This is a genomic window from Methylomonas albis (genome assembly GCF_014850955.1).
Classification (GTDB): Bacteria; Pseudomonadota; Gammaproteobacteria; order Methylococcales; family Methylomonadaceae; genus Methylomonas; species Methylomonas albis.
This window is the reverse complement of sequence record NZ_JACXSS010000001.1, coordinates 5226128-5247767: the sequence shown is the minus strand read 5'-3', so window position 1 is coordinate 5247767 and position 21640 is coordinate 5226128. Positions and strand designations below refer to the sequence as shown.

Here is a 21640-nt window from a genome sequence, read left to right as displayed (position 1 = left end):
ATAAACCAACTATTTTGGTGAGCTTACGAAACCAAATCATCCAAATCCACACCCAACGCTTCGGCTATTTTTTTCAATACAGCCACGGTGCCAGTGCGCTTGCCGCTTTCCATTTGAGCAATGCTGGCTTGGGCCATGTTGCAGCTCTCGGCCAGTCCCGACTGAGTCAGGCCGCGATGTTCGCGCCATACTTTGATTTTGTTCTCGCCATTCAACAGCCGATTGACGATTTCGGCAGGAACCAGTTCGTCTTCGCTCGCCAGGGCTTGCTCAAAGGTCGCTATGTCATCCAGCATTTCCGCCTTTTCCAACAGTTTTTCGTAGTCGGCGACGGGCACAACCGCATATTGTTTTTGGCCGTTTTGTTCGATAAATTGCACGCTCATTTGTAAATATCTCCCCGGCTACCAACCTTAAGCACTTCTATAATCAGCACATCGTGCAATTTGCGGTAAATCGCACGGTAACCGCCAATTCGCAATCTAAAGCCTTCTCTGCCTTCCAGTTTTTTTATGTCCAGTCCGTCTTCGTCATCAATTGCCATCTGCTCGAATGCTTTTTTGAATTGTTCGGCTACTCTAAGCGGCATTTTGAGTAATGCTTTGGCGGCAGTTTTTCGATAGACGACTTGATACATTGGCCGATAATAGCATTTGGCTATAAATAATAGCTAAAATAAATCACAAAACTCAAGTCGCATATGCGTATCTTGGCTATTGGCTGTCAGTTGCCGGTTTTTTCTTTAATCGTCTGAATAATCGCCGTAGTAGAATGCCCCTCGATAAACGACAAAATCTTCACTTCGCCGCCGTTGGCTAATACGCTTTCGTGGCCGGCGATGCTGGTGATGTCGGTGTAGTCGCCGCCTTTGACCAGAATGTCGGGCAGTAATTGGTCGATGACTTCTTTCGGGGTGTCTTGCTCAAATTCCACTACCCAATCCACGCACTCCAAAGCCGCCAGCATTTCCATGCGGTGATCCAGCTTGTTGACCGGGCGCTCCGGGCCTTTCAGGCGCTGCACCGAGGCGTCGCTGTTGACTAACACCACCAAGCGATCACCCAGGGTTTTAGCCTGTTGGAGATAACGGACGTGGCCAGGATGCAAAATGTCGAAACAGCCGTTGGTGGCGACGATTTTCTCGCCGTTTTGCTGGGCGGCGGCGCGTTCGGTCAGTAATTCCGGTAAGCTGCAGACACCTTTGCGATGGGCGCGCGGGCCTTGCAAGGCATTGGCCAATTCGTCGGTATTCACAGTGGCGGTACCCATTTTGCCGACTACGATGCCGGCGCCGATGTTGGCCAGTTGCGTGGCTTCGGCCAGCGGCTTTTTCGCGGCCAGGCTGGCGGCTAATACGGAAATAACCGTGTCGCCGGCACCGGTGACGTCGAATACCTCGCGGGCGTGGGTTGGTAGATGCAAGGGTTCTTCCGATTTACTGAGCAAGGTCATGCCGTTTTCGCCGCGTGTAACCAACAAGGCTTGCAACTCCAGTTGGTTCAACAAGTTCATGCCGCGTTCGACGATGTGTTGTTCATCGGCGCAGCGACCCACGACCGCTTCAAACTCACTGAAGTTGGGCGTAATCAGCGTAGCTTGGCGGTAAATGGAAAAGTCGCTGCCTTTCGGGTCGACCAACACTGGCTTGTGCAACTGCTTCGCCAATTGAATGAATTGCTGCACCTGGCTCAGAGTGCCTTTGCCGTAATCGGACAGCACGATGACTTGCGATTGCATCATCTCGGCGTGGTATAGATGCAGTAACGCGGCGCTATCGACATTATTAAAGCCGTCTTCAAAATCCAGCCGTATCAATTGCTGATGGCGGCTCATCACCCGTAATTTGGTGATGGTCGGGTATCCCAGCACCGCTTGAAACAAACACAAAACCTTGGCCTGTTGCAGCAAGGTTTTCAAAGCCGTCCCTGCTTCGTCTTCGCCGGTAAAACCCAGCAAGGACACTTTGGCGCCCAGCGCGGCGATATTCAATGCCACGTTACCGGCACCGCCGGCGCGTTGTTCGTCTTGTTTGACGTGAACCACTGGCACCGGCGCTTCCGGGGAAATTCGCGAGGTGGCGCCGTGCCAGTAACGGTCCAGCATCAGGTCGCCGACCACCAGCACGCGGGCGGTTGAATAGTTGGGTAATTGCATGGCTTTGGGAGCTTATCCGTGATTCGAAGGGTGCTATTATAGCCGCAACCCGTCATGATTAAGGTGCAAACCATGAGCGTCAAAATCTATCACAATCCGCGTTGCGGCAAATCCCGCGACACCTTGAAACTACTGGAAACGCAAGGCGTCACGCCGGAGGTTGTGGAATATCTTAAATCGCCACCTACCGCCGCTGAATTGCAGGACATTCTGACCAAACTCAACATTAAGCCGCGCGACTTGATGCGTACCAAAGAGCCGGAATACAAAGACAACGGCCTGGACGATAAGTCTTTAAGCGATGCGGAGTTGATCGAAGCGATGATCAGAATCCCCAAATTGATCGAACGACCCATCGTACTGAAAGACGGCAAAGCCGCCATCGGCCGGCCGCCGGAAAACGTATTGGCGATACTCTGATGGCGAAAATCCTGATTGTTTATTACAGCCGCGACGGCAGCACCATGCGCATGGCGCAGCAGATCGGCCGTGGAGTGGAATCGGTGGCCGGTGTGGAAGCGGTGTTACGCACGGTGCCGGAAGTCTCGGCGGTGTGCGAGAAAATCGCCGACAGCATTCCCGATGTCGGCGCACCGTATGCGACTTTGCAAGACCTGGAAACTTGCGACGGCCTGGCGCTAGGCAGCCCGACCCATTTCGGCAATATGGCTGCGTCGTTAAAGCATTTTTTGGATGGGACAACTGCACTATGGTTTTCCGGCGCGTTGTCCGGCAAACCGGCCGGCGTGTTTACTTCCAGCGGCAGCATACACGGCGGTCAGGAAACCACGCTGTTATCGATGATGCTGCCCTTGATGCATCACGGCATGTTGCTGATGAGCCTGCCGTGTAACGAAATGGCCCTACGCGAGACCGTCAGTGGCGGCACGCCTTACGGGCCTAGCCATGTCGCCGATACCGATGCGGAACTGACCGAGCATGAAAAACGCTTGTGTTGGGTGCTGGGAGAACGGTTGGCGAAAACGGCGCTGGCATTGCGCCCCCAGTAGAACGCTAGCGTTAAAATATCCCCAGTGCCTTAAGACAGGCCCTACCGATCTCTACCCGCTTGGGTGCATCGGCAGCCTGGGTAATGTCGATATTTAACGCAAAACTATACGCATGTTGTCCATTCGTGACCCAGCCCACCCACCAGCCGATACCGGGATTGGGAGCGTTTAACCAGCCGGTTTTGCCGTATAAAGTCCGTTCGCCGCTTTGCTCAAGCATGACGATTTCCCGGACTTTGGCCTGAACATCGCCAGAGAGCGGTAATTGATCCCGCGCCAGGCGGGCCAAAAATGCCGTCTGTTCCACCGCGCTGATTTTCAGCGGACCGTCCAGCCAAAACCTATCTACCTTATCGCCGATCTCGGCGTTACCGTAACCCATCGCGGTAACGCCGTCGCGCATTTGCGCATGGCCGATGCGGCGGGCCAATTCTTGATAAATCGGCACGTTGGACATTTTGATGGCTTCGCGCAAGCCCATATCCCGCTCCCAGTCTTTGATCATTTGTGGCTGGCCGCCGAATGGTAGTGCTTCATCTACACTACTGACCACGCCCACCGACAAGCCAACCAAGCTATTGACTATCTTGAAAGTAGAAGCCGGTATGAAGCGGGTTTCCGCGCGGAGCCGGTTGTGGCCGATCAGGCGATCAGCATCGACATCGTAGAGCACGAAAGTACCTTGTACGCCGGCCTCGCTAAATAGTTTGCCAAGCTCCGGGCCGTCCAGCCATTCGGTAGCATGAACTTGCCAGGAAAGCAGCATGAGGGCGGCGAATAGATGCTTCATTTAGGTTTTCTCGTAGGCTTGTTTTAAAGTTTGTATGTCTATTTTGGTCATTTCCAGCATGGCCTGCATCACTCGCCCGGCTTTCACCGGGTCTGGGTCGCTGATCAATTCAAGCAGCACATTGGGCACGATCTGCCAGGTTACGCCAAATTTGTCCTCCAGCCAGGCGCATTGATTCTCTTTGCCACCCGCGGAAAGCTTTTCCCAGTAATGGTTCACTTCCGCTTGGGTGTCGCAGTGTACGACAAAGGAAACAGCCGGGGACATCTTGTACACCGGTCCGCCGTTCAGCGCAGTAAACACTTGCCCATCCAGTTCGAAATTGGCGGTCATCACGCTGCCCTTCGGCCCCGGTCCGGCGTCGCCGTAGCGGTTAACGCCCAAGACTTTCGAGTTCTTAAAAATGGATACGTAAAAATTCATCGCAGCTTCGGCTTGGTCGTCGAACCACAAAAATGGGGTGATTTTTGCCATGGTGTTAACTCGGTAAGGTGTAAAAAGTAATAACCGGCTTTACAAGCCGGCAACCAGCTCAACCAGTTGGTCGGTGGCCTTGCCCCAACCTTCGTAAAAGCCCATCTCTTCGTGGGTTTTCCGGTCCGCCGCGCTCCAATGCAGCGCGCGGGCTGTGTATTGGGTTTTTCCGCCTGCGTTCTCAAAAGTAATGATGCCGGTCATGAAGGGTTTGGCCGAGGGTTCCCAAGCACTGGTGTAAGCATCGGTGAATACCAAGCGTTCGTTTTGAACGACTTCGAGATAGACACCTTGGCTTGGAAACGCCTGGCCCTCCGGGCTACGCATCACGATCAAACTGGTGCCGCCGGCTCTGACATCGAGTTCGGCTGAAGCCACCGTCCAGGGTTTTGGGCAAAACCATTGCATGAGCAATGCCGCTTCGGTCCAGGCTCTAAAGAGTTTCTCGGGTGGCGAATCGATCAAACGCGTCAACACCAGTTCGCGCGCTTCTGGGGCTTCTTCTGTCGGGTTCATGGTTTGCTCCTGTCGGATTTAAATCTGCTCAACTACTTTTCGGCTATGGTCTTTAACGCGGCCAGGCCTTCTTCGAATTTCCCGCCTATCATCTTGTCCATGCTGAACACCAGGCTCATTACTTTTGAAATATACGGACTAGGGCCGAAAATCGCTTGCGTGACCCGAGTGGCGCCGGATTCGGCTTGCAGCGTAAATTCCACGGTGTTTTCGGCTGGAAATGGTTTGATGAAATTCAGCCGCAGCGTAATCTTTACGGGCGGCGTCGTTTCCAAAATCTCCATGCGACCCTGGCCTATGTCGTTGTTGCCGTCCCATTCATAGACCGCGCCAGGACCGCTGGTTGCGCCACTGTAAGTCCGCTTCATACCTGGATCTACTTTTTCCCAGGCGGACCAAGTCTGCATGTTGTGCAAATCGCCGATCAACTGAAAAATCGTTTCCGGGCTAGCTTTGATTATGATCGAGCGTTGCACGCGGAATGTGTCGGGTTTGCTTGCCGCATAGATCAGCAGCGCGACGAGTATGACGACTAAAACGATAAGGATGGTTTTGATCATGGTCTTCTCCTAAAGCTTTGGTAAGTTCAATCGCCAGGCAGGCCTGGAATCTCAATCAGCGGCCGGACCTCGACAGTGCCTTTCCGCGCCATCGGAATCTGTTCGGCGATAGCAATGGCAGCATCCAGATCTTGAGCCTCGACCAGATAGTAGCCGCCCAGTTGTTCGCGGGTTTCCGCAAACGGGCCGTCGGTGACGAAGCGCTTGCCGTCGCGGACCCGAACACTAGTCGCCATGGTGGTAGGCTGAAGTGGGCTGGCGGCCAAGTATTGGCCGTTGGCTTTGAGCTTGTGCGCGAGTTGGGTGGACTCTACATAACAGGCTTGCCGCTCGGCTTCGTCCAGGCTGTCTTCTTCAAGATAAATCAGTAACATATATTTCATGCTGGTTTCCTTTTTAACAAATATCGATAGAAAGCCCGGTAGCCGATGTTATTCCGCCGTACCGCCCGCCGCTTGCGCCGCGAAAAATGCCGCCATGCGGCTGGGCATTTCGCTGGGGTCGACATCTTCGACATGCGTGGCGATCATCCATTGATGGCCGAACGGATCGCTCAGCGCACCCATCCGATCGCCCCAGAACTGGTCGGCAGGCGACCTTGTTTGCGTGGCGCCGGCCTGAATTGCTGCGGCAAACACGGCATCGACATCCGCGACATACAAAAACAGCTTGACCGGCGTACCGCCCAGCATTGCTGGCGAATGATCGGTACAGTGCGGGTTTTCGTCTGCCAACATGAATATCGAATCGCCGATTTTGAATTCGGCGTGAGCTATGCCGCCGTCCGGCGTATTCAGGCGGGATAGCTCACTGGCTGCGAAGGCATTTTTATAAAATTCCAGTGCCTGTGCCGCGCCTTGTACCACCAGATAAGGGGTAAGCGTGTGGTAGCCGTCGGGTATGGGGTTAATAGTGGTCATGGGGTTTTCCTCGTTTGGCGTTAAGTGTTGATAACTATGGTTTGCACCCTTAGTCGAACGACAATGGCTTAAATCGACAACGCGTCAAAATTTTTTTCGTCCGCTAGGTCGGGCCGCATGTCATTTAACCAGTCCCAGCGCTTTCAAAGTCTTTGGATCTTCCGCAACCGGTCGAATTTCCACGCAACCCAACTTCGCTCCGGGTATCCGCGTGGCCACCTGGATTGCTTCGTTCAGATCGCTGGCTTCGATCAGGTAATAGCCGCCGAATTGTTCCTTGGTTTCCGCAAACGGGCCGTCAGTGATGCTAACTTTACCGCCGCGCACCCGCAGCGTGATGGCGGCATTGGCCGGCAATAGCCGATTGCAGCTCAGGTAGTGGCCGCTGTCGCGGATGGCTTGGGTAAATTCGGTATATTCATCAAAGTGCTTGGCTGCCGCGTCATCCGACATCCCTTCCATCACGGTTTCGGCGCAAATCAGGCATAGGTATTTCATGGTCAACTCCTTGGTTAAAAATAGTGTTCGCACCGAGTAGTCGTTCGGCGCTGGGCATATTCGACAATTGGAACGCCTTTATCGTTGAAACGAGCTACCGAAAGTGGTGTCGTGCATGGCGACAATTTCCCCTACCTGCCTTGAGCCGAAGCCGGCTGTCGCTTACCATGAACTGATAGACTCAATTTTTCGTAATCTAACCGGAGATGGACTATGACGCTTTGCCCTTGCGGCTCCAAACTGGATTATGCCGAATGTTGCGGTCCGATCATCGACGGTGCACTCGCGCCCACGGCCGAGGCCTTGATGCGTTCGCGTTACACGGCTTTCGTGCAACGTAAGCTGGACCATGTCGAGCGTACCCATGCTCCGGAAATCAAAGACGATTTTAATCGGGCGGAAGCCGAGCGGATGGCGGAAGAATGCGAGTGGCGCAGCCTGGAAATCCGTAACGCCACGGAAACCGGCGATACGGCGCAAGTCGAGTTTACGATAAAGTTCCGCCGCGACAAGCAGGAGATGGTACAAACCGAATTGGCCAGTTTCCGCCGTGAAAATGGCGAGTGGCTATATGTCAGCGGGGATATCAATCCCAAAGTCACGCAACGCGTGGTCAGCAAAGTGGGCCGTAATGATCCCTGTCCGTGCGGGTCGGGCAAAAAGGCCAAAAAATGCTGCGGCACCACGACCGAATTAGAGCAGGAATGACGCAACATTTTCACTGTACAGCGTGCGGCAAGTGCTGTTACGGACAGTTGCCGCTGACGGTTAACGATGCGTTTAAGCATGCTGACCGCTTCCCCTTGGCCATGGTCTGGACGCCGTTACGCCAAGGCAGTAAGGACTTTGCGATGGTGTCCCAGCTGGGCGCCACGATAAAACTAGCCAACAGGAAAGAATTGGCGGTATTGATAGTACCGACCGCCTATCTTCCGCCGTCGTTTCCGTGTCCGGCGCTGACGGCCGATAATCTGTGCGGCATTCACGCCGATAAACCCTCGCGTTGTCGAACCATGCCGTTTTACCCGTATCGGGACGAGCAATTCCAAGCCGAGCTATTAAAACCGCAACCCGGTTGGGCTTGCGATACTTCCGAAACGGCACCGCTAGTGTTTGCCGACAAGAAAATCCTGTTTCGTGAAGATTTTGATGCAGAACGGGAGGAATTGGAGGAACAGATTCCGCAGATTCGCCGCTATGCCGACTATATGTTGAAGTACACCCCGCAACTGGTCGATAACCTCGCCAAAGTATCGCTTAAGCCTAAAGGCGGGCAAGTCGTGACCAGTCTTTCGTCATTTCTAACGGCAATTCGCCACCCCAATGCCCAACAGATTGCTCAGCAACAACTGCCGGTGTTGAACGGTTATATAGAGAAAACCGCATCGGAACTTGGCCTGGTGGAATACCATCGCCATTACCTGGCCGGGGCCAAAGAAATGCAGTATTTAGCCCCGCAAGCCGGATAACTTATTCGCCGATTGCCTGTTGTCACAACGCAAAAAAAAACGATTTGCTTTGGTTGCTAGAGCTTGAATGGGAGACTTGGTATGCAACTGTACTGGCATGAAACCTACAAGGCCTGGACACTGGGCTTTTCTGAAAGCCGAGGTTCCGGAATGACTGTTTTCAGGTACTCTGAATAACTGCTGCCGACCCTGAAGCGACATTGAACTGAGTTCCTTGTAGGGCAAGTATCTAAGAGAAAGCTGACAATCAAGTCTTGTGCCCTGTGAACTAGGCTGGAACAAACTAAGCCTATTCCAAACAACCAATTCTAAAACCATTCGATTTTACAAGACGACCTAGAAGTTGACTAAAATACTCAGTTGATAAGTTTTTATTTTAGGCGTAGAAAGTCAAGCGAATATAAACCTATTTTGCAGTTAGGGGGTATACAATTTTATTAAAATTGAAGCTTATTTTTAAATCGTTGTCATCGCATTTTTTATTTAAAATTCGCAATTAGACTGGTAATTACTATTTAAATATCATAATAAATATAAATTCCCGATAAATTGCGACCTGCCATTATCAAATATCTAGGAGAAAAAATGCATATTCAGTATAAAAAAATCGTTGCACTACTTCCCCTTATTTTCAGCCTTATTCAGATAGATTGTGTAGAGGCAGCGCCAGTAACTTATGGCAGCAAAGCTGCCTTCGATAGCGCAATATCCGCTCTTGGTCTTAAGGTTGGAGGCACTAATTTCGACTCTTTCAGCAATGGTCAAGTGATCAATAGCGGAGATCAACTGTTCAGTGGTTTATCTATTAGCTCTCAATTGGCTGATCGTGTCGATGCATCTGGCGCCCCTGTTCCTACGTTAATGGAGGTCAGTAATGCCTACACCACGACCTCCAATCCAAATTTCTTGGGTACGACGGATGCCCATATTTTCATGGATGGGGACAATTTAACATTATTTTCCGATAAACCAAGAGAAGCGCTCGGCATGTACATTATTTCAGCAGATGCTTTGCAGGATGGGGACATTTTTTTTCAGCACAATCTTATAGATTATTACGTTAATCTCAGCATAAACCAGACCCTAAATGATGGATCGAATGTTTACTTCATAGGGATTATAGATACCGCTGAGTTTCTGTATCAACGGGTAATGACTGCCAGTAATGGAGCATTTTTATATAACGTGGACGATATTGTTCTTGGGACCATTCCTGAACCATCCTCTATCAGCATTGTATTGTTAGGGTTAGGCATACTATTTTTTGCATTTAACAGAAGAATCACAACTAGTGAAATTCCTTTCGAAAACGAGAGAAAAATATCTCAAGTTTATTTTAAATAACTTAGGAGAAATGCCATGAATTTAAAACCAATTAGATTGAAAATATTTATTCTGATCGTGTCAGGGATTGGCCTTCCCGTCTCATCGCATGCGGAGACGCGTCCTTCACTCGCTGGTCTGCAATCGCAGATCAACGCATTACAGGCTCAAATCACACAAGCGGACAACGCCTGCAGCTGTTGGACTCCACAAGAACTGTCTGACCTGCTCACAAAAGCTGAGTGGTTCCCCAGTGTGATGACAGAAAATGGTTCAACCACTACCCCCTCTCCCTTTCAATGCACCAAAAATTATTCATCCAAAATTAGCTCCGGTGAGCATCTTAAATCTATATCTGCCAGTATTGTATATCCGGTTCCTATGGGGCAACCTAACATTCATACTGGAGTTTCTGTTGGTGTCTCCGCCTTAGAGGGTGGAGTGGCGGAATGTACGAAAACTGTAAACGGAATTACTTATGTAAATGGTATAAAAATTAATCAGGGCGATAATGCGCACCCTAGCATTTTGGACCAAACCGAGATTCAACAATGCTATGCTCAAATAATGGCGGTAGGGAAAACATTGCCAGACTGTGACTTCAACCCTATAACAATTCCCTAATAAATCGCCTCGTAGTTATTTGATACTAATAAAGAGGTCATTCAAGGCTAAGGGATATGGATTCGCCTTTAGCCTTGCGCATCACACAGCAACCTAATTTCCATATTTTACCCGACTTAGCCCACAAGAATGCGGCAAACAACAAGCAAAACCATAAGGTGCGCAGACGCTGCCGTCAGGCGCACCGCTTGCGATCGTTACGTCTCGCGTGGCTCGGCACAACCTATAGGCGGTCGTACATTTTTGGGATTACGGCTGGCGGCTGTAGATCAATCAGCAGACCTTCGTCAGAAAAACCATCTGTCTGCTTCTGGCCGAACTTGCTCTATCAGAATGGCGCGGCGTGAAACTTTTCATTTGTTGTGTCAGAAAGCGGGTATGGCGAGCGACTAAAACAATGAAATATCACTTTAAAATCAATCGTCCATTTTTCACTAATTCTGTCACTGGATGCGAATTTCCCGCAATCTACGCGCCAAAAAGCGCCGCTCAGGTTCCTGCCGCGCCAAAGCCAGGGCTTGTTCGTAAGCTGCGATAGCTTCGTCGGTTCTGCCCAAGCGTCGGTACAAGTCTGCCCGTGCCGCGTGCACCAGATGATAATCGGTAAGGTCGCCGTTCTGTAAAATCGCATCGATCAACTCCAGCCCGGCTGCCGGTCCATCCCGCATTGCTACTGCGACAGCCCGATTTAATTCGATCACCGGCGAGGCATCGATGCGCATCAAGACTTCATAGAGTGCGACGATTTGCGGCCAGTCCGTGGCGGCGGCATGGCTGGCGTTGGCGTGCACGGCGGCGATGGCGGCTTGCACGGTATAAGGGCCAAAGTGCTGTGACCCTAAAGCCTGCTGCACTAGCGCGGAGCCTTCGGCGATGCGTTCCCTGTCCCACAAGCTGCGGTCTTGGTCGTCCAACAAGATCAGTTCGCCGTCGGCTGTGGCTCTGGCGGCGCGACGCGATTCGTGCAGCAGCATCAACGCTAATAAGCCTTGCGCTTCCGGTTCCGGCAGCAACTCGACCAACAAACGCCCCAAGCGTATCGCTTCTTCCGACAAATCGTGCCGGGTTAACGCAGCGCCGGATGAGGCGGAGTAACCTTCATTGAACACCAGGTAAACTACCCGCAACACAGAATCCAGGCGTTGCGGCAGTTCGGCCGGCACCGGTACTTGATAGGGAATTTTGGCATCGCGGATCTTGGTTTTGGCGCGGACGATACGTTGGGCCAGCGTTGGTGTTGGCGTCAGGAAGGCGCGAGCGATTTCCTCGGTCGCCAGGCCGCAGACCTGGCGTAGCGTCAATGCCACTTGGGCATCCGGAGATAGCGCGGGATGGCAACAAGTAAAGATCAGCCGCAGCCGGTCGTCTTCCAGGGCTTCTGCTTCCGTGTCGTCAACTTCGCTGGCCGGATCGGCCAAGGCATCGGCATCTTCCAACACATCGAAACGGGCTTGCCGGCGCAGGCCGTCGATAGCCTTGAAGCGGCCGGCCGACACCAGCCAACTGCGCGGATTGGCCGGCAAGCCGTCGCGCGGCCATTGCTCTAAAGCCGCCCGAAACGCGTCGTGCAGCGCTTCCTCGGCCACATCGAAATCGCCGAGCAGCCGAATCAAGGTGGCCAGCACATGACGGGATTCGCTTTGGTAGATGGCGTCGATTTTTTCGCGCAATGTCGTTTCGGCTCCGTCGGCTTTCAGCCTTGTCTGCTCAAGCTACACATCACTTCATGCCAGCCGGTTTCGGCGCTGGCGCCGACTTGCGCGAATACCGTTTGCAACTGTTGCATTTGGGTGCCGGTCAGTTGCGCTTCCAACGCCGCTCCGTCCGGCGTTAAGCTAAGTTCGCGCACCCGTTTATCGTGCATGGCTGTGTCTATCATGACCAGCTGCATTTCCATTAACTGCCGCAACGGCGCGTTCAAGGCCTGTTTGCTGACGCTGAGCATGCCCAGCAGCGCGCTCACGGAAATCCCCGGACTGCGGCCGACGAAATACAATATCCGGTGATGCACCCGCCCCAGTCCGCGCTCGGCCAGGATGCGGTCCGGCTGTACGGTAAAGGCGCGATAGCCGAAGTAAAACTGTTCAATAGCCAGACGCAACGCAGCTTCGCGTTTGTCCGGCGTCAGCGTTTCATCAAGCTGGGGGTTATCGATAGCGGCTATTTGGTCAACCATATTGACATTATAGGCAGGCAGCCGTTAGCATGGCTATAGGTCAACTTTATTGACGTTTATCAATGTCCGCCATGAACCCATTCTCGCCGCACCCTATCCGCTTTTCCGCTCGTACCCAAGATCTTCATCCCTCGCCGATCCGTGAAATTCTGGCCGTCGTCGACCGACCCGGTATGATTTCCTTTGCCGGCGGATTACCGTCGCTGGACAGTTTTCCGCAATTCAACCTGGAGGCCATGCCGCAGCACATGCTGCAATACGGTGCCAGCGAAGGCGAAGCGGCGCTGCGCGAGCGGATTGCCGCAGATATGCAAAGCCTGGGCGTTAAATGTTCGGCCGAACAGGTGTTGATCCTGTCCGGTTCGCAGCAAGGCATCGATCTGGTCGCCAAACTGTTCATCGATCCTGGCACGCCGGTGGCCGTGGAAGCGCCTACCTATTTGGCGGCCCTGCAGGTGTTCCGCTTTTTCGGTGCCCGTTTTGTGGCTTACGATGCCGGGGCGCCGGACCTGGATATGTTGCAACGGGAAAAGCCGGCGTTTGCCTATGCGATCCCCACGTTCCAGAATCCCAGCGGCCGCTGCCTGGATGCCGGGGAACGCGCCGCATTGGCCGTCGCCTGCGATGCAGCCGATATTCCCTTGTTCGAAGACGACCCTTACCGCGATTTAGTGTATGACGACTGCGAACGCACACCGGTGTGCGCCGGTTTGCAGCAAGCACCCTGGATTTATCAAGGCTCGTTTTCGAAAAGTCTGGCGCCGGGCTTGCGCTTGGGTTACCTGGTGGCGTCGCCGGAACTCATGCCTTTTTTGACTCGGCTAAAGCAGGCTGCTGATTTACACAGTAACCGCATCAGCCAATGGTTAGTGCTACAACAACTAAACAATCCTGAGCGTAACCAGCAATTAGTGGCGCTGGCCGGGCATTACCGCCAGCGCCGAGACGCTTTCGAAGCCGCGCTGCGCCTGCATTTTGCGGATTTGGCGGTTTGGCAAACTCCGCCCGGCGGCTTATTTTTCTGGCTGACGCTGAATCGCCGCATCGATACCCGCCAGCTGCTGCCCAAAGCTATCGAAGCCGGCGTGGCTTTTATGCCCGGCGAACCTTTCCTGCCGATGGCGGTAGACGCTTGCGGCCAGCTGCGTTTGAATTTCAGCCACGCCAATAGCGAAGATGCCGAATCAGGCTTGCGGATTTTGGCTGATTTGGTGCGAGAGTTTATTTAAGCTAAGGTTGCAGCCGCGCCAGATTATGCAAACCCACCGTCGGCGCGGCACCGAAAGTCTTGCGGAATTCGTGGCTGAAATGGGCGGAATCGGAAAACCCGGTGGCGTGCGCGGCAGTCGTGAAGTTGTGGCCCTTGATGACTTCTTGTATCGCCTGCCGCATCCGGTTCCAGCTGCGATAACGGCGAAACGGCACACCGATCTGTTGACTGAATAGATGCTGTAGCCGGGACGCGGACAACCCCACATTGGCGGCCAGCGTAATCACCGACGTCAGGTCGTCGCCCTGCGCGAACAAAAACTCAACGATTTGGCTGATGCGCGGGTCTAGTCTGTCGGCTTGCGACCGGCGTTTCGAAAAATCCAGCAGATCGGCTAAGGGCTGCGCACTCCAATTCGGTTGATAGCGGTCTTCGTACAGCTCGCGCATGAAGGCGATTTCCCCGCCATTGCCGACCAAGGCACCGTTCACCGAGCGGGTATTACGGATCAAAGGTAACAGCGCCTCGGTGCCGGCGATGGTCGGTTCAATGTAAAACACCGCCAGCGGATCGCCGCCCACATCTAATTCGTGCCAAACGCCTGCCGGAATCACCGCCGTGCGGCAAGACAGCCAATCGCTACCCGCTATCTTCAAACGAAATTTCCCATACAGACCGGCCAGAAACACCGGGGCGCCGTGTTGGTGGTTGGCGTTGTAATGCAGCGGACCGCAAAAAAAGGTGCGGCCGCCGCTGATGTCCCACAGCGCATCGAACGGGGAGGCCGTGGCGGTAGCACGTTCATACAAGCGTGACGTATTGGTCATCGTTTAAGCTCCCTGTCGCGTCCGGCTCGCCGGCAATTTGCCAAGCAGTCTAGTCAATGCACCGGTGCTTGGCAACGGGCTTGGGGCGTTTGCCTTACAGGGCATTCAATCAGCGGGGCTAAGCTCCCCATTACTTTGAGGATAAACATGAGTAAGCAAACATTTCCACCCGAACCGATGGCCAACGTATTCCTACTGGCGTTTGCCATATTCTGCCTGGCGATAGCCTTGAGTATTGCCTGGGTATTGGGCGTTACGCTGTTTTTTCCCGACGGCGCGTTGGCCGGCCATTTGGTCGAACGGGCGGACATAATCCGCGCCCATATCGATTACCTGATGATGGCCCAGTTTCTGTTCATTTTCTTTTTGCTGTTTCGACAGTATGCGGTCACGCCGCCGATCTGGGTGGTGGGTGCCTGTTGCTTCGGGGCGTTTTTCAACCCGCTGTCGTTTTTACTAAGGGGATTGTCGGCCAAGCCGGTGGCCTCCGCTTTACCGGTCGAACCGTACTTCCCGATTCAGGCCGGCGTCAGTTTTACCCTGACCACGGTCGGTTTTCTAACGGCGGCGATTCTGGTGGCCCGAGCGGCTTGGAAGTCGAGATCGGAACAGGATTAGTCCGAATCGTTTGGAGGCGCTTGGGCGGTTAGGCAAACCGACTGACAGAGGTTGAGCGTTGGAATGTTCTTTGATTAGTTTGGGTCTTGGGTTATCTTTGCAAAAAATACGGAAATAAAATGTTTATTTCCGCGAAAGCGATAGTCTGAGGCTTGAATAAAGGTGGCTCATAAAGCCTTGGCCGTTTGTCGTATTTCTCGGGCAGGGCTGGTTTCTTTGTTAAATAAAGCGCAGTTTTATCAACTATTTAAACTCAGGAATAAGGTGTTGTACGACAGATGGCTGGGATTATAAGGCAAATGATGTCTCATACATTACGTTTGCGTCATTAACATCCTGTAGTTCAACCAAATCGAGAGAGGGCTAAACGTGGCAAACGTGAAATTTGAGACCATATGGCAGAACTATCCGGACGAGCATCCTTGCCTCGATCCGAAAACACGTAAGCCACCGAAAGGATATTCAAATCAGTGTGCGATGCGAGTGGGGTACGCACTTGATCTCGTTTGCGTCGTTTAGCGGAAAAAGATGTCCTTATGGTGCCAAGAATGGCGGGATGGTTGCCGGTGCACAAGAGTTGGCGAATTGGCTTGGCCCCAATCGATTTCAGGGTTGTCCTGACCCAGAGACGCACACAGCTAAAGATGCGTTTGAAAAGGTTAGCGGTCGTACCGGCATCATCTTTCTTGCCAACTATTGGCAGCGCGAAGGCGAAACTGGTTCAGCGCGAACGGGCGACCACATCGATCTATGGAACGGATCGCGAATGACTGCATATTCAAGCTGGTTTCGCGTTCATCTTGGAGTAGCGTGGGATGGGGTGTGGTCAGATTTCCGAGGTGCTTCGAAAGTTCTTATTTGGCCAATTTCATGAACAAAGTAGCAACTATTGTCGGTTCTGCCCTGCTGGGGCTTGGCATTTGTGGAATGCTCGTGTGGCTCTCAAACGTGCTGGGCATTGGAGTTCGATTTCCGTCGCCAGGGGGCGAAGATGATTTTTCGAGACGCGCTGCCTACTTCTTGTTTGGAGTATGTCCCGCGTTCCTCATTCTTGGGGCGTGGATCGGCTATGTGAGTTCTAGGAATAAATACCGTTTTGCCCTGATGTGGCTCGGCGCCCTCGCTGGAACGCTCGCTGTATGGCTAGGGACTCTCGTGCTTCGATCTCAAATTGAGCAGTTAATCGGAGAGGATTCCGGAACTAGCGCTGTAGCAGTGTTTTATGGTCTGTGGGTTCTGTTGTCCGTTCTCGGCGCAGCAATCGCCTGCCGGGTGCTTCCTAAGTGAACCTGATACATAACATGGCGCATCAAAGGGATGCTCCGCTTCACTGCGTGTCCCGTAGCTTTACGTTAGCTTTAGCGTAACCGGACGCACGTTTAACGTCGTTCCTCCGATTACGCTTCGCTAATCGGAGCTACTCGAGCTACCCGGGCTGTTTTGACCAAACACAAATCCGCCCGACACAAAACATCTTTTCCAAGAATAAAACCCCAAACCCCTTTGACAAAGTCCATAAATAGACTTATTTTAAACTAAAGTTTAGATAAGTTGTTTGGAGGGCTTATGTTGTCTACCGCTCAAGCGCCATTACCGGCCGACAGCGCGCTGGTGGCTGGCGCGGCATTACGGACCTTTTTTAATATCGCCGATGCCTGGCGTTTGAATGTCGAACAGGCCATGGTTTTACTGGGGCTGGATTCGCGCAGCACTTATTTTAAATGGAAGAAGAACCCGGAAAGCGCCAGTCTCAACGCCGATAAACTGGAAAGGCTGTCTTATATCTTTGGGATTTATAAAGCCTTGCAGATTTTACTGCCCAAGCCGGAAGCGGCGGATAGCTGGCTGCATCAAGCCAATCAGGCCGCGCTGTTTTCCGGGCAATCCGCGTTACAACGCATGCTGTCCGGGCGGGTGGCGGATTTGTATGTGGTGCGCCAATATCTGGATGCGCAGTGCGGTTGGGCCTAATGGCGGTAGCGAAAATCAGTCGGATAGATTGGCGACCCTGCTGGCGCTTGGTGCCCAGCCGGTTTCCGCCGACGGGTTTATTCGACAGAGTGGCCGACCCGGCCGATCTGGAAGTGGTGTTCGCTATCGAAGCGTTGACTAACGACAGGCTGCGCGACGAAGCCGGCGAAATTAGCTTGGTCGCGGCGGCGGACCGGATTGCCGGGCCGGGGACAACGCCTATTATGGCGGCCTTCACTCATCTCAATCCGGAAGGCAGCCGGTTTTGCGACGGCAGTTACGGTGTGTATTACGCTGCTAAGGACATCGATACCGCGATTGCCGAGACCCGTTTTCATCGCAATCGGTTTATGGCCGCGACGCAACAGGCGCCGATTGACATCGACATGCGCAGCTATGCCTCGGATTTAAATGCCGATCTGCACGACATTCGCGGCCGGCAAACCGAATTACCGGAAATTTACGACGCCGACACCGGCAATTACGCTGCCGCGCAGGCTTTGGCCCGGCAGTTGCGAGCGGACGGCGCGGACGGTATCGTTTATTCCAGCGTGCGCGCCGCCGGCGGCGAATGTGTGGCGGTGTTTAAACCGCGTTTGCTGTCGCCGGTCAAACAAGGCGCGCATTATTGTTATGTGTGGGACGGCCGGCAAATTAGCGCGGTTTATAAAAAAGAACTTTACCAGCCCGGTGTGTAACGGATAGCCATGCTCGATTTGCTAGTACCCAGCCAAGAAAACGATTTCTACGAAACTCATATCCAATTGCTGTTGCACAGCTATCAGCGCTTACTGGGCAAGCCGCTGTTGGAAAAGTCCACAAGCATGGCGTTGGGCCGGCAAGTGTATGAAGGCGATTTCGCCTTGCTATCTCACGACACCGCCGCCGATCCTGTATTCAATTACGCCAACCGCACTGCGCAGGTTTTATTCGAACTAAGCTGGCCGGAATTTATCGGCATGCCGTCGCGCTTTTCGGCAGAACCGGTCAATCGTGAAGAGCGCGAGCGACTATTAAATCAAGTGACCAGCCAGGGTTATATCGACAATTACAGCGGGGTGCGGATCGCCAAATCCGGCCAGCGATTTTTGATCGAGCGCGCGGTGGTGTGGAATGTCTACGATAGCGCGCAAGGCTATGTCGGTCAGGCGGCTTGTTTTAGCGACTGGCGCTTGTTACCCTGAGTCTAACCGTTTCCATTCACTCATTGCCTGCGAGAAATTTATGCTGAAAACATCCTTAAAACGTGGCGGCCGTTTATGCTGCGGTTTGTTGCTAATGCTGGCCAGCTCGGCGCAGGCCGATGAAGTGGGTTGCGTGACCACGGCCTGGAAACTGATCGGCGCCAATCACAAGGTCTGCGTCGATGCGTTTGAAGATCCGAAAATCCCTAACGTGATTTGTCATATCAGCCAGGCCAGATCGGGGGGTATTTCCGGCGGCTTGGGTCTGTCGGAAGATCCGTCGGAATTTTCGCTGGCTTGCCGGCAAATCGGCCCGATCACATTGCCGGCCAAACTGAGCACGGAAGAAACCGTGTTTTCTGAGAGCACCTCGCTGTTTTTCAAGTCTACCAACATTACCCGTTTATGGGATGCCAAGCACAACACCCTGGTTTATTTGGCGATTAGCCGCAGAGTGATCGAAGGCGCGCCGGCCAACAGCGTGTCGACTGTGCCGGTGATGCCTTGGGGTAGATAGGGCGTTGTGAACCCTATCCCAGGTCCAAAGGTTGGTCGGCGACGGGTTTCGTCCATTTCAATAAGGCCTCGTAAAGCGTGGCCGGCAGAATCGGTTTACTGATGAAATCATTCATCCCGGCAGCCAGGCAGTGTTGATGATCGCCGTGCATGACGTTGGCGGTCATCGCAATGACCGGTAGGTCGCGGCAAGCCGGGATTTGCCGTAACAGCCGGGTAGCTTGATAGCCGTCCATCACCGGCATTTGCACATCCATCAACACACAGTCGTACTCGTTATGCCGAAGCTTGTCCAAGGCCAGTTCGCCGTTTTCGGCAATATCCACCTGTAATTGGGCTTGCTCCAGTAACTCGATGGCGACGATACGATTGATTTCGTTGTCTTCCACCAGCAATACTCGTCCACCCTGTAGTCGCGCCAATTTACCGATGTCTATGCTGGCGCGGTGGCGGCGAATCTGAAAATTGCGGATAGTGTTCAGATCCGTGACGCCCAGCAGCACGTTAAAGGTGAAAGTAGAGCCGAGGTTTGGCCGGCTGCTAACGCTTATGCTGCCGCCCATCTGTTCTATCAATTGTTTGGAGATTATCAAACCCAGGCCGGTGCCGCCGTAATTGCGGGTTACACTATTGTCGCCCTGGCTGAAGGCCTGGAACAGTTTGGTTTGCTGGTTGGCGGTGATGCCGATACCGGTATCGCTGATCGCGAATTGCAGGCGCACCGAGCGCGCATCGCGGCTGATTTCGCTGAAGCTGACAGTTATCTCGCCATGCTCGGTAAACTTGATGGCGTTACCGATCAGATTGATTAAAACCTGCCGCAGCCGTTGCGGGTCGCCAATCACCGCATGATAGTCCGGCCCGGCCGGTGGCCTGATCAGTTGAATACCCTTGTTCGCGCTCAGTTGCAACATGGTGGAAAACACGTGTTCCAGCATTTCTTCCAGCAGGAAGGGGATGGTTTCCATCTGCATCTTGCCGGCTTCCATTTTGGAGAAATCCAGAATGTCGCCGATCAGTGTCATCAAAGAATGCGCGGACGACTCCACCCGTTTCAGATATTCGCGTTGCTTAAAGCTGAGTTCGCTGTTTAGGCATAATTCCACCAAGCCGACAATCGCATTCATCGGCGTGCGAATTTCATGGCTCATATTGGCCCAGACTGTGTCAAAACGCCTAACTTGATATAATAGGCTCAGGTTATTGATGAGGTCAGCCGATGAAACGTTTCATTGAAGGTGAATGCCGAACACAAACAACGTTATTGCCGGAAAGTATCGACGACTACATCACCGATACCAATCCAGTGCGCGTCGTTGATGTTTTTGTCGACGAACTGGACCTGGGCAAGCTTGGATTTGACGGCGTTGAACCGGCGATCACCGGTAGGCCGGCCTATCATCCCGCCATTCTCTTGAAGATTTACATCTACGGTTACCTCAATCGCATTCAATCCAGTCGGCGTCTTGAGAAAGAGACACAACGTAATGTCGAACTGATGTGGCTGGTTGGACGACTGACGCCCGACTTCAAGACCATTGCCAATTTCCGTAAAGACAACGGCAAAGCGATTCAAAGCGTCTGCCGTCAGTTTATCGTGTTGTGCCAGCAACTGGGTTTGTTCTCGGAAGCTTTAGTGGCCATCGATGGTAGCAAATTCAAGGCGGTCAATAACCGGGATCGGAATTTCACCAGCGCCAAGTTGCAAAGGCGAATGGAAGAAATCGAGTCAAGCATCAATCGCTATCTGACAGCACTCGACACTGCCGACCGGCAAGAGCCAGCCATTGCCAAGGCCAAGTCCGAACGCCTGCAAGATAAGATTGCTGCCCTGAAAGCGCAGATGAAAGCGCTCAAGGACATCGAAGTCGAGCTCAATAAGACACCCGACAAACAGATTTCCCTGACCGATCCGGATGCCCGTTCCATGAAGACGCGTGGCACCGGCATCGTTGGCTACAATGTTCAGACGGCCGTCGATACCCAGCATCACCTGATTGTTACCCATGAGGTGACCAATGTCGGCATTGACCGAGACCAGCTGACCTCAATGGCTAAGCAAGCCCGCACAGCCATGGGTGTCCAAGACCTAACGGCCATTGCTGATCGCGGCTATTTCAAGAGTGAAGAAATTCTGGCCTGCCATGAAGCCGGTATCACACCCCTCGTCCCCAAATGCAAAACCTCTTCAGCCAAAGCTGCTGGAAGATTTGATAAGGCAGATTTTATTTACGACGCCGAGAACAACGAGTACCGATGTCCGGCCGGCCAACGCCTCATCTGGCGATACAGTACTGTTGAGCGAGAAATGAAAGTACACCGTTATTGGAGTTCATGCTGCCAACAATGTGAACTCAAAGCCAAGTGCACCCCAGGCGAACAGCGACGGATTACACGTTGGGAGCATGAAGATGTTCTGGATGCCATGCAAACGCGTTTAGACCAAGCACCAGACAGCATGCGTATTCGGCGCCAGACGGTGGAGCATCCCTTCGGCACCCTCAAGGCATGGATGGGTGCAACCCATTTTCTGACCAAGACACTTGATCGCGTCAGCACCGAGATGAGCCTACATGTACTGGCCTACAACCTTAAAAGGGTGATGAATCTACTGGGAACCACTGCATTGATGGAAGCAATGGTGGCCTGACGGCCATTTATTGCTCTTTTTTAGCCTATTACCGATGGCTATCAGCATCAATTTGGTCAAATCAAGTCGATAAACCAGTTAACGCCATTCAGAAACGTTAGCCGCTCAGGACCGCGCGATTTCAACAGAATTGGTCGATACGGGCTGGGT

General features: G+C 53.0%; 29 protein-coding genes. 15 read left to right on the top strand and 14 right to left on the bottom strand.

The window, feature by feature from the left end; all coding sequences use genetic code 11:
• Positions 1–23 precede the first annotated feature (23 nt).
• The 3 genes from EBA_RS23765 to hldE all read right to left on the bottom strand — a co-directional run bounded on the left by EBA_RS23765 (position 24) and on the right by hldE (position 2154).
• Positions 24–386 (bottom strand): helix-turn-helix domain-containing protein, encoded by a 363-nt coding sequence (locus tag EBA_RS23765; RefSeq protein ID WP_192377021.1) that lies wholly within the window; start codon positions 384–386, stop codon positions 24–26.
• A complete protein-coding gene (locus EBA_RS23760) occupies positions 383–637 on the bottom strand; it encodes a type II toxin-antitoxin system RelE family toxin (RefSeq protein ID WP_192377020.1) in 255 nt (84 codons plus the stop codon). Before EBA_RS23760 ends, EBA_RS23765 begins: the two co-directional genes overlap by 4 nt.
• Before the next feature lie 86 nt (positions 638–723).
• The gene (gene hldE, locus EBA_RS23755; protein WP_192377019.1) at positions 724–2154 is read right to left on the bottom strand and encodes a bifunctional D-glycero-beta-D-manno-heptose-7-phosphate kinase/D-glycero-beta-D-manno-heptose 1-phosphate adenylyltransferase HldE; all 1431 of its coding nucleotides are present in this window, start codon (positions 2152–2154) and stop codon (positions 724–726) included.
• A 72-nt stretch (positions 2155–2226) separates the two neighbouring features.
• Here hldE and arsC point away from each other — a divergent pair, with 72 nt between their 5' ends.
• Positions 2227–2574 (top strand): arsenate reductase (glutaredoxin), encoded by a 348-nt coding sequence (gene arsC / locus EBA_RS23750; protein ID WP_192377018.1) that lies wholly within the window; start codon positions 2227–2229, stop codon positions 2572–2574.
• On the top strand, positions 2574–3164 hold the full coding sequence (gene wrbA / locus EBA_RS23745; RefSeq protein WP_192377017.1) for an NAD(P)H:quinone oxidoreductase: 591 nt from the start codon (positions 2574–2576) through the stop codon (positions 3162–3164). The genes arsC and wrbA overlap by 1 nt, the downstream gene beginning before the upstream one ends.
• A gap of 10 nt (positions 3165–3174) precedes the next feature.
• On the opposite strand, the gene blaOXA is transcribed toward wrbA, so the two are convergent.
• The 7 genes from blaOXA to EBA_RS23710 form a co-directional block, all read right to left on the bottom strand.
• The gene (blaOXA, locus tag EBA_RS23740; protein WP_192377016.1) at positions 3175–3954 is read right to left on the bottom strand and encodes a class D beta-lactamase; all 780 of its coding nucleotides are present in this window, start codon (positions 3952–3954) and stop codon (positions 3175–3177) included.
• Positions 3955–4428 (bottom strand): VOC family protein, encoded by a 474-nt coding sequence (locus tag EBA_RS23735; protein ID WP_192377015.1) that lies wholly within the window; start codon positions 4426–4428, stop codon positions 3955–3957.
• 39 nt (positions 4429–4467) lie between these two features.
• Positions 4468–4944, bottom strand: coding sequence for an SRPBCC family protein (locus tag EBA_RS23730; protein ID WP_192377014.1), 477 nt, complete (start codon positions 4942–4944; stop codon positions 4468–4470).
• 32 nt (positions 4945–4976) lie between these two features.
• Complete coding sequence (locus tag EBA_RS23725) at positions 4977–5504, bottom strand: SRPBCC family protein (RefSeq protein WP_192377013.1); 528 nt, start codon at positions 5502–5504, stop codon at positions 4977–4979.
• Positions 5505–5530: 26 nt separating this feature from the next.
• Entirely contained in the window at positions 5531–5887 is a 357-nt protein-coding gene (locus EBA_RS23720; RefSeq protein ID WP_192377012.1) for a YciI family protein, read from the bottom strand.
• A 48-nt stretch (positions 5888–5935) separates the two neighbouring features.
• Complete coding sequence (locus EBA_RS23715) at positions 5936–6424, bottom strand: VOC family protein (protein ID WP_192377011.1); 489 nt, start codon at positions 6422–6424, stop codon at positions 5936–5938.
• A gap of 120 nt (positions 6425–6544) precedes the next feature.
• Entirely contained in the window at positions 6545–6922 is a 378-nt protein-coding gene (locus EBA_RS23710; protein WP_192377010.1) for a YciI family protein, read from the bottom strand.
• Positions 6923–7135: 213 nt separating this feature from the next.
• On the opposite strand from EBA_RS23710, the gene EBA_RS23705 reads away from it, so the two are divergent.
• The 4 genes from EBA_RS23705 to EBA_RS23690 all read left to right on the top strand — a co-directional run bounded on the left by EBA_RS23705 (position 7136) and on the right by EBA_RS23690 (position 10338).
• A complete protein-coding gene (locus EBA_RS23705; RefSeq protein ID WP_192377009.1) occupies positions 7136–7630 on the top strand; it encodes a YchJ family protein in 495 nt (164 codons plus the stop codon).
• Positions 7627–8391, top strand: coding sequence for a YkgJ family cysteine cluster protein (locus EBA_RS23700; RefSeq protein WP_192377008.1), 765 nt, complete (start codon positions 7627–7629; stop codon positions 8389–8391). Before EBA_RS23705 ends, EBA_RS23700 begins: the two co-directional genes overlap by 4 nt.
• Positions 8392–8976: 585 nt before the next feature.
• Positions 8977–9735 (top strand): PEP-CTERM sorting domain-containing protein, encoded by a 759-nt coding sequence (locus EBA_RS23695; protein WP_192377007.1) that lies wholly within the window; start codon positions 8977–8979, stop codon positions 9733–9735.
• Positions 9736–9750: 15 nt separating this feature from the next.
• Positions 9751–10338 carry a hypothetical protein gene (locus tag EBA_RS23690; protein WP_192377006.1) on the top strand — a complete coding sequence of 196 codons (588 nt, stop codon included), beginning with the start codon at positions 9751–9753 and terminating at the stop codon, positions 10336–10338.
• Between the two features lie 443 nt (positions 10339–10781).
• Here the strand turns inward: EBA_RS23690 and EBA_RS23685 are convergent, their stop codons facing one another.
• Together EBA_RS23685 and EBA_RS23680 are read right to left on the bottom strand one after the other, a co-directional pair.
• Positions 10782–12008, bottom strand: a complete 1227-nt coding sequence (locus EBA_RS23685; protein WP_192377005.1) for an RNA polymerase sigma factor — start codon at positions 12006–12008, stop codon at positions 10782–10784.
• A gap of 23 nt (positions 12009–12031) precedes the next feature.
• Entirely contained in the window at positions 12032–12514 is a 483-nt protein-coding gene (locus tag EBA_RS23680; RefSeq protein WP_192377004.1) for a MarR family winged helix-turn-helix transcriptional regulator, read from the bottom strand.
• A gap of 62 nt (positions 12515–12576) precedes the next feature.
• Between EBA_RS23680 and EBA_RS23675 the strand changes: the two genes are divergently transcribed.
• A complete protein-coding gene (locus EBA_RS23675) occupies positions 12577–13743 on the top strand; it encodes an aminotransferase-like domain-containing protein (protein WP_225616421.1) in 1167 nt (388 codons plus the stop codon).
• Position 13744: 1 nt separating this feature from the next.
• Here the strand turns inward: EBA_RS23675 and EBA_RS23670 are convergent, their stop codons facing one another.
• The gene (locus EBA_RS23670; protein ID WP_192377003.1) at positions 13745–14551 is read right to left on the bottom strand and encodes a helix-turn-helix domain-containing protein; all 807 of its coding nucleotides are present in this window, start codon (positions 14549–14551) and stop codon (positions 13745–13747) included.
• Positions 14552–14698: 147 nt separating this feature from the next.
• On the opposite strand from EBA_RS23670, the gene EBA_RS23665 reads away from it, so the two are divergent.
• The 7 genes from EBA_RS23665 to EBA_RS23635 all read left to right on the top strand — a co-directional run bounded on the left by EBA_RS23665 (position 14699) and on the right by EBA_RS23635 (position 18841).
• A complete protein-coding gene (locus EBA_RS23665) occupies positions 14699–15169 on the top strand; it encodes a hypothetical protein (RefSeq protein ID WP_192377002.1) in 471 nt (156 codons plus the stop codon).
• A 472-nt stretch (positions 15170–15641) separates the two neighbouring features.
• Complete coding sequence (locus tag EBA_RS25005; RefSeq protein ID WP_407663607.1) at positions 15642–16043, top strand: T6SS effector amidase Tae4 family protein; 402 nt, start codon at positions 15642–15644, stop codon at positions 16041–16043.
• Positions 16040–16456 carry a hypothetical protein gene (locus EBA_RS23655; RefSeq protein WP_192377000.1) on the top strand — a complete coding sequence of 139 codons (417 nt, stop codon included), beginning with the start codon at positions 16040–16042 and terminating at the stop codon, positions 16454–16456. The genes EBA_RS25005 and EBA_RS23655 overlap by 4 nt, the downstream gene beginning before the upstream one ends.
• 279 nt (positions 16457–16735) lie before the next feature.
• Positions 16736–17140 carry an MbcA/ParS/Xre antitoxin family protein gene (locus tag EBA_RS23650; protein WP_192376999.1) on the top strand — a complete coding sequence of 135 codons (405 nt, stop codon included), beginning with the start codon at positions 16736–16738 and terminating at the stop codon, positions 17138–17140.
• Positions 17140–17838, top strand: a complete 699-nt coding sequence (locus tag EBA_RS23645; RefSeq protein ID WP_192376998.1) for an RES family NAD+ phosphorylase — start codon at positions 17140–17142, stop codon at positions 17836–17838. Before EBA_RS23650 ends, EBA_RS23645 begins: the two co-directional genes overlap by 1 nt.
• Before the next feature lie 9 nt (positions 17839–17847).
• Positions 17848–18324 carry an MEKHLA domain-containing protein gene (locus EBA_RS23640; RefSeq protein ID WP_192376997.1) on the top strand — a complete coding sequence of 159 codons (477 nt, stop codon included), beginning with the start codon at positions 17848–17850 and terminating at the stop codon, positions 18322–18324.
• A gap of 40 nt (positions 18325–18364) precedes the next feature.
• Complete coding sequence (locus tag EBA_RS23635; protein WP_192376996.1) at positions 18365–18841, top strand: CreA family protein; 477 nt, start codon at positions 18365–18367, stop codon at positions 18839–18841.
• A 13-nt stretch (positions 18842–18854) separates the two neighbouring features.
• Here the strand turns inward: EBA_RS23635 and EBA_RS23630 are convergent, their stop codons facing one another.
• The gene (locus EBA_RS23630) at positions 18855–19991 is read right to left on the bottom strand and encodes an ATP-binding protein (protein WP_225616420.1); all 1137 of its coding nucleotides are present in this window, start codon (positions 19989–19991) and stop codon (positions 18855–18857) included.
• Between the two features lie 68 nt (positions 19992–20059).
• On the opposite strand from EBA_RS23630, the gene EBA_RS23625 reads away from it, so the two are divergent.
• Complete coding sequence (locus tag EBA_RS23625) at positions 20060–21490, top strand: IS1182 family transposase (protein WP_192374158.1); 1431 nt, start codon at positions 20060–20062, stop codon at positions 21488–21490.
• Positions 21491–21640: the final 150 nt, after the last annotated feature.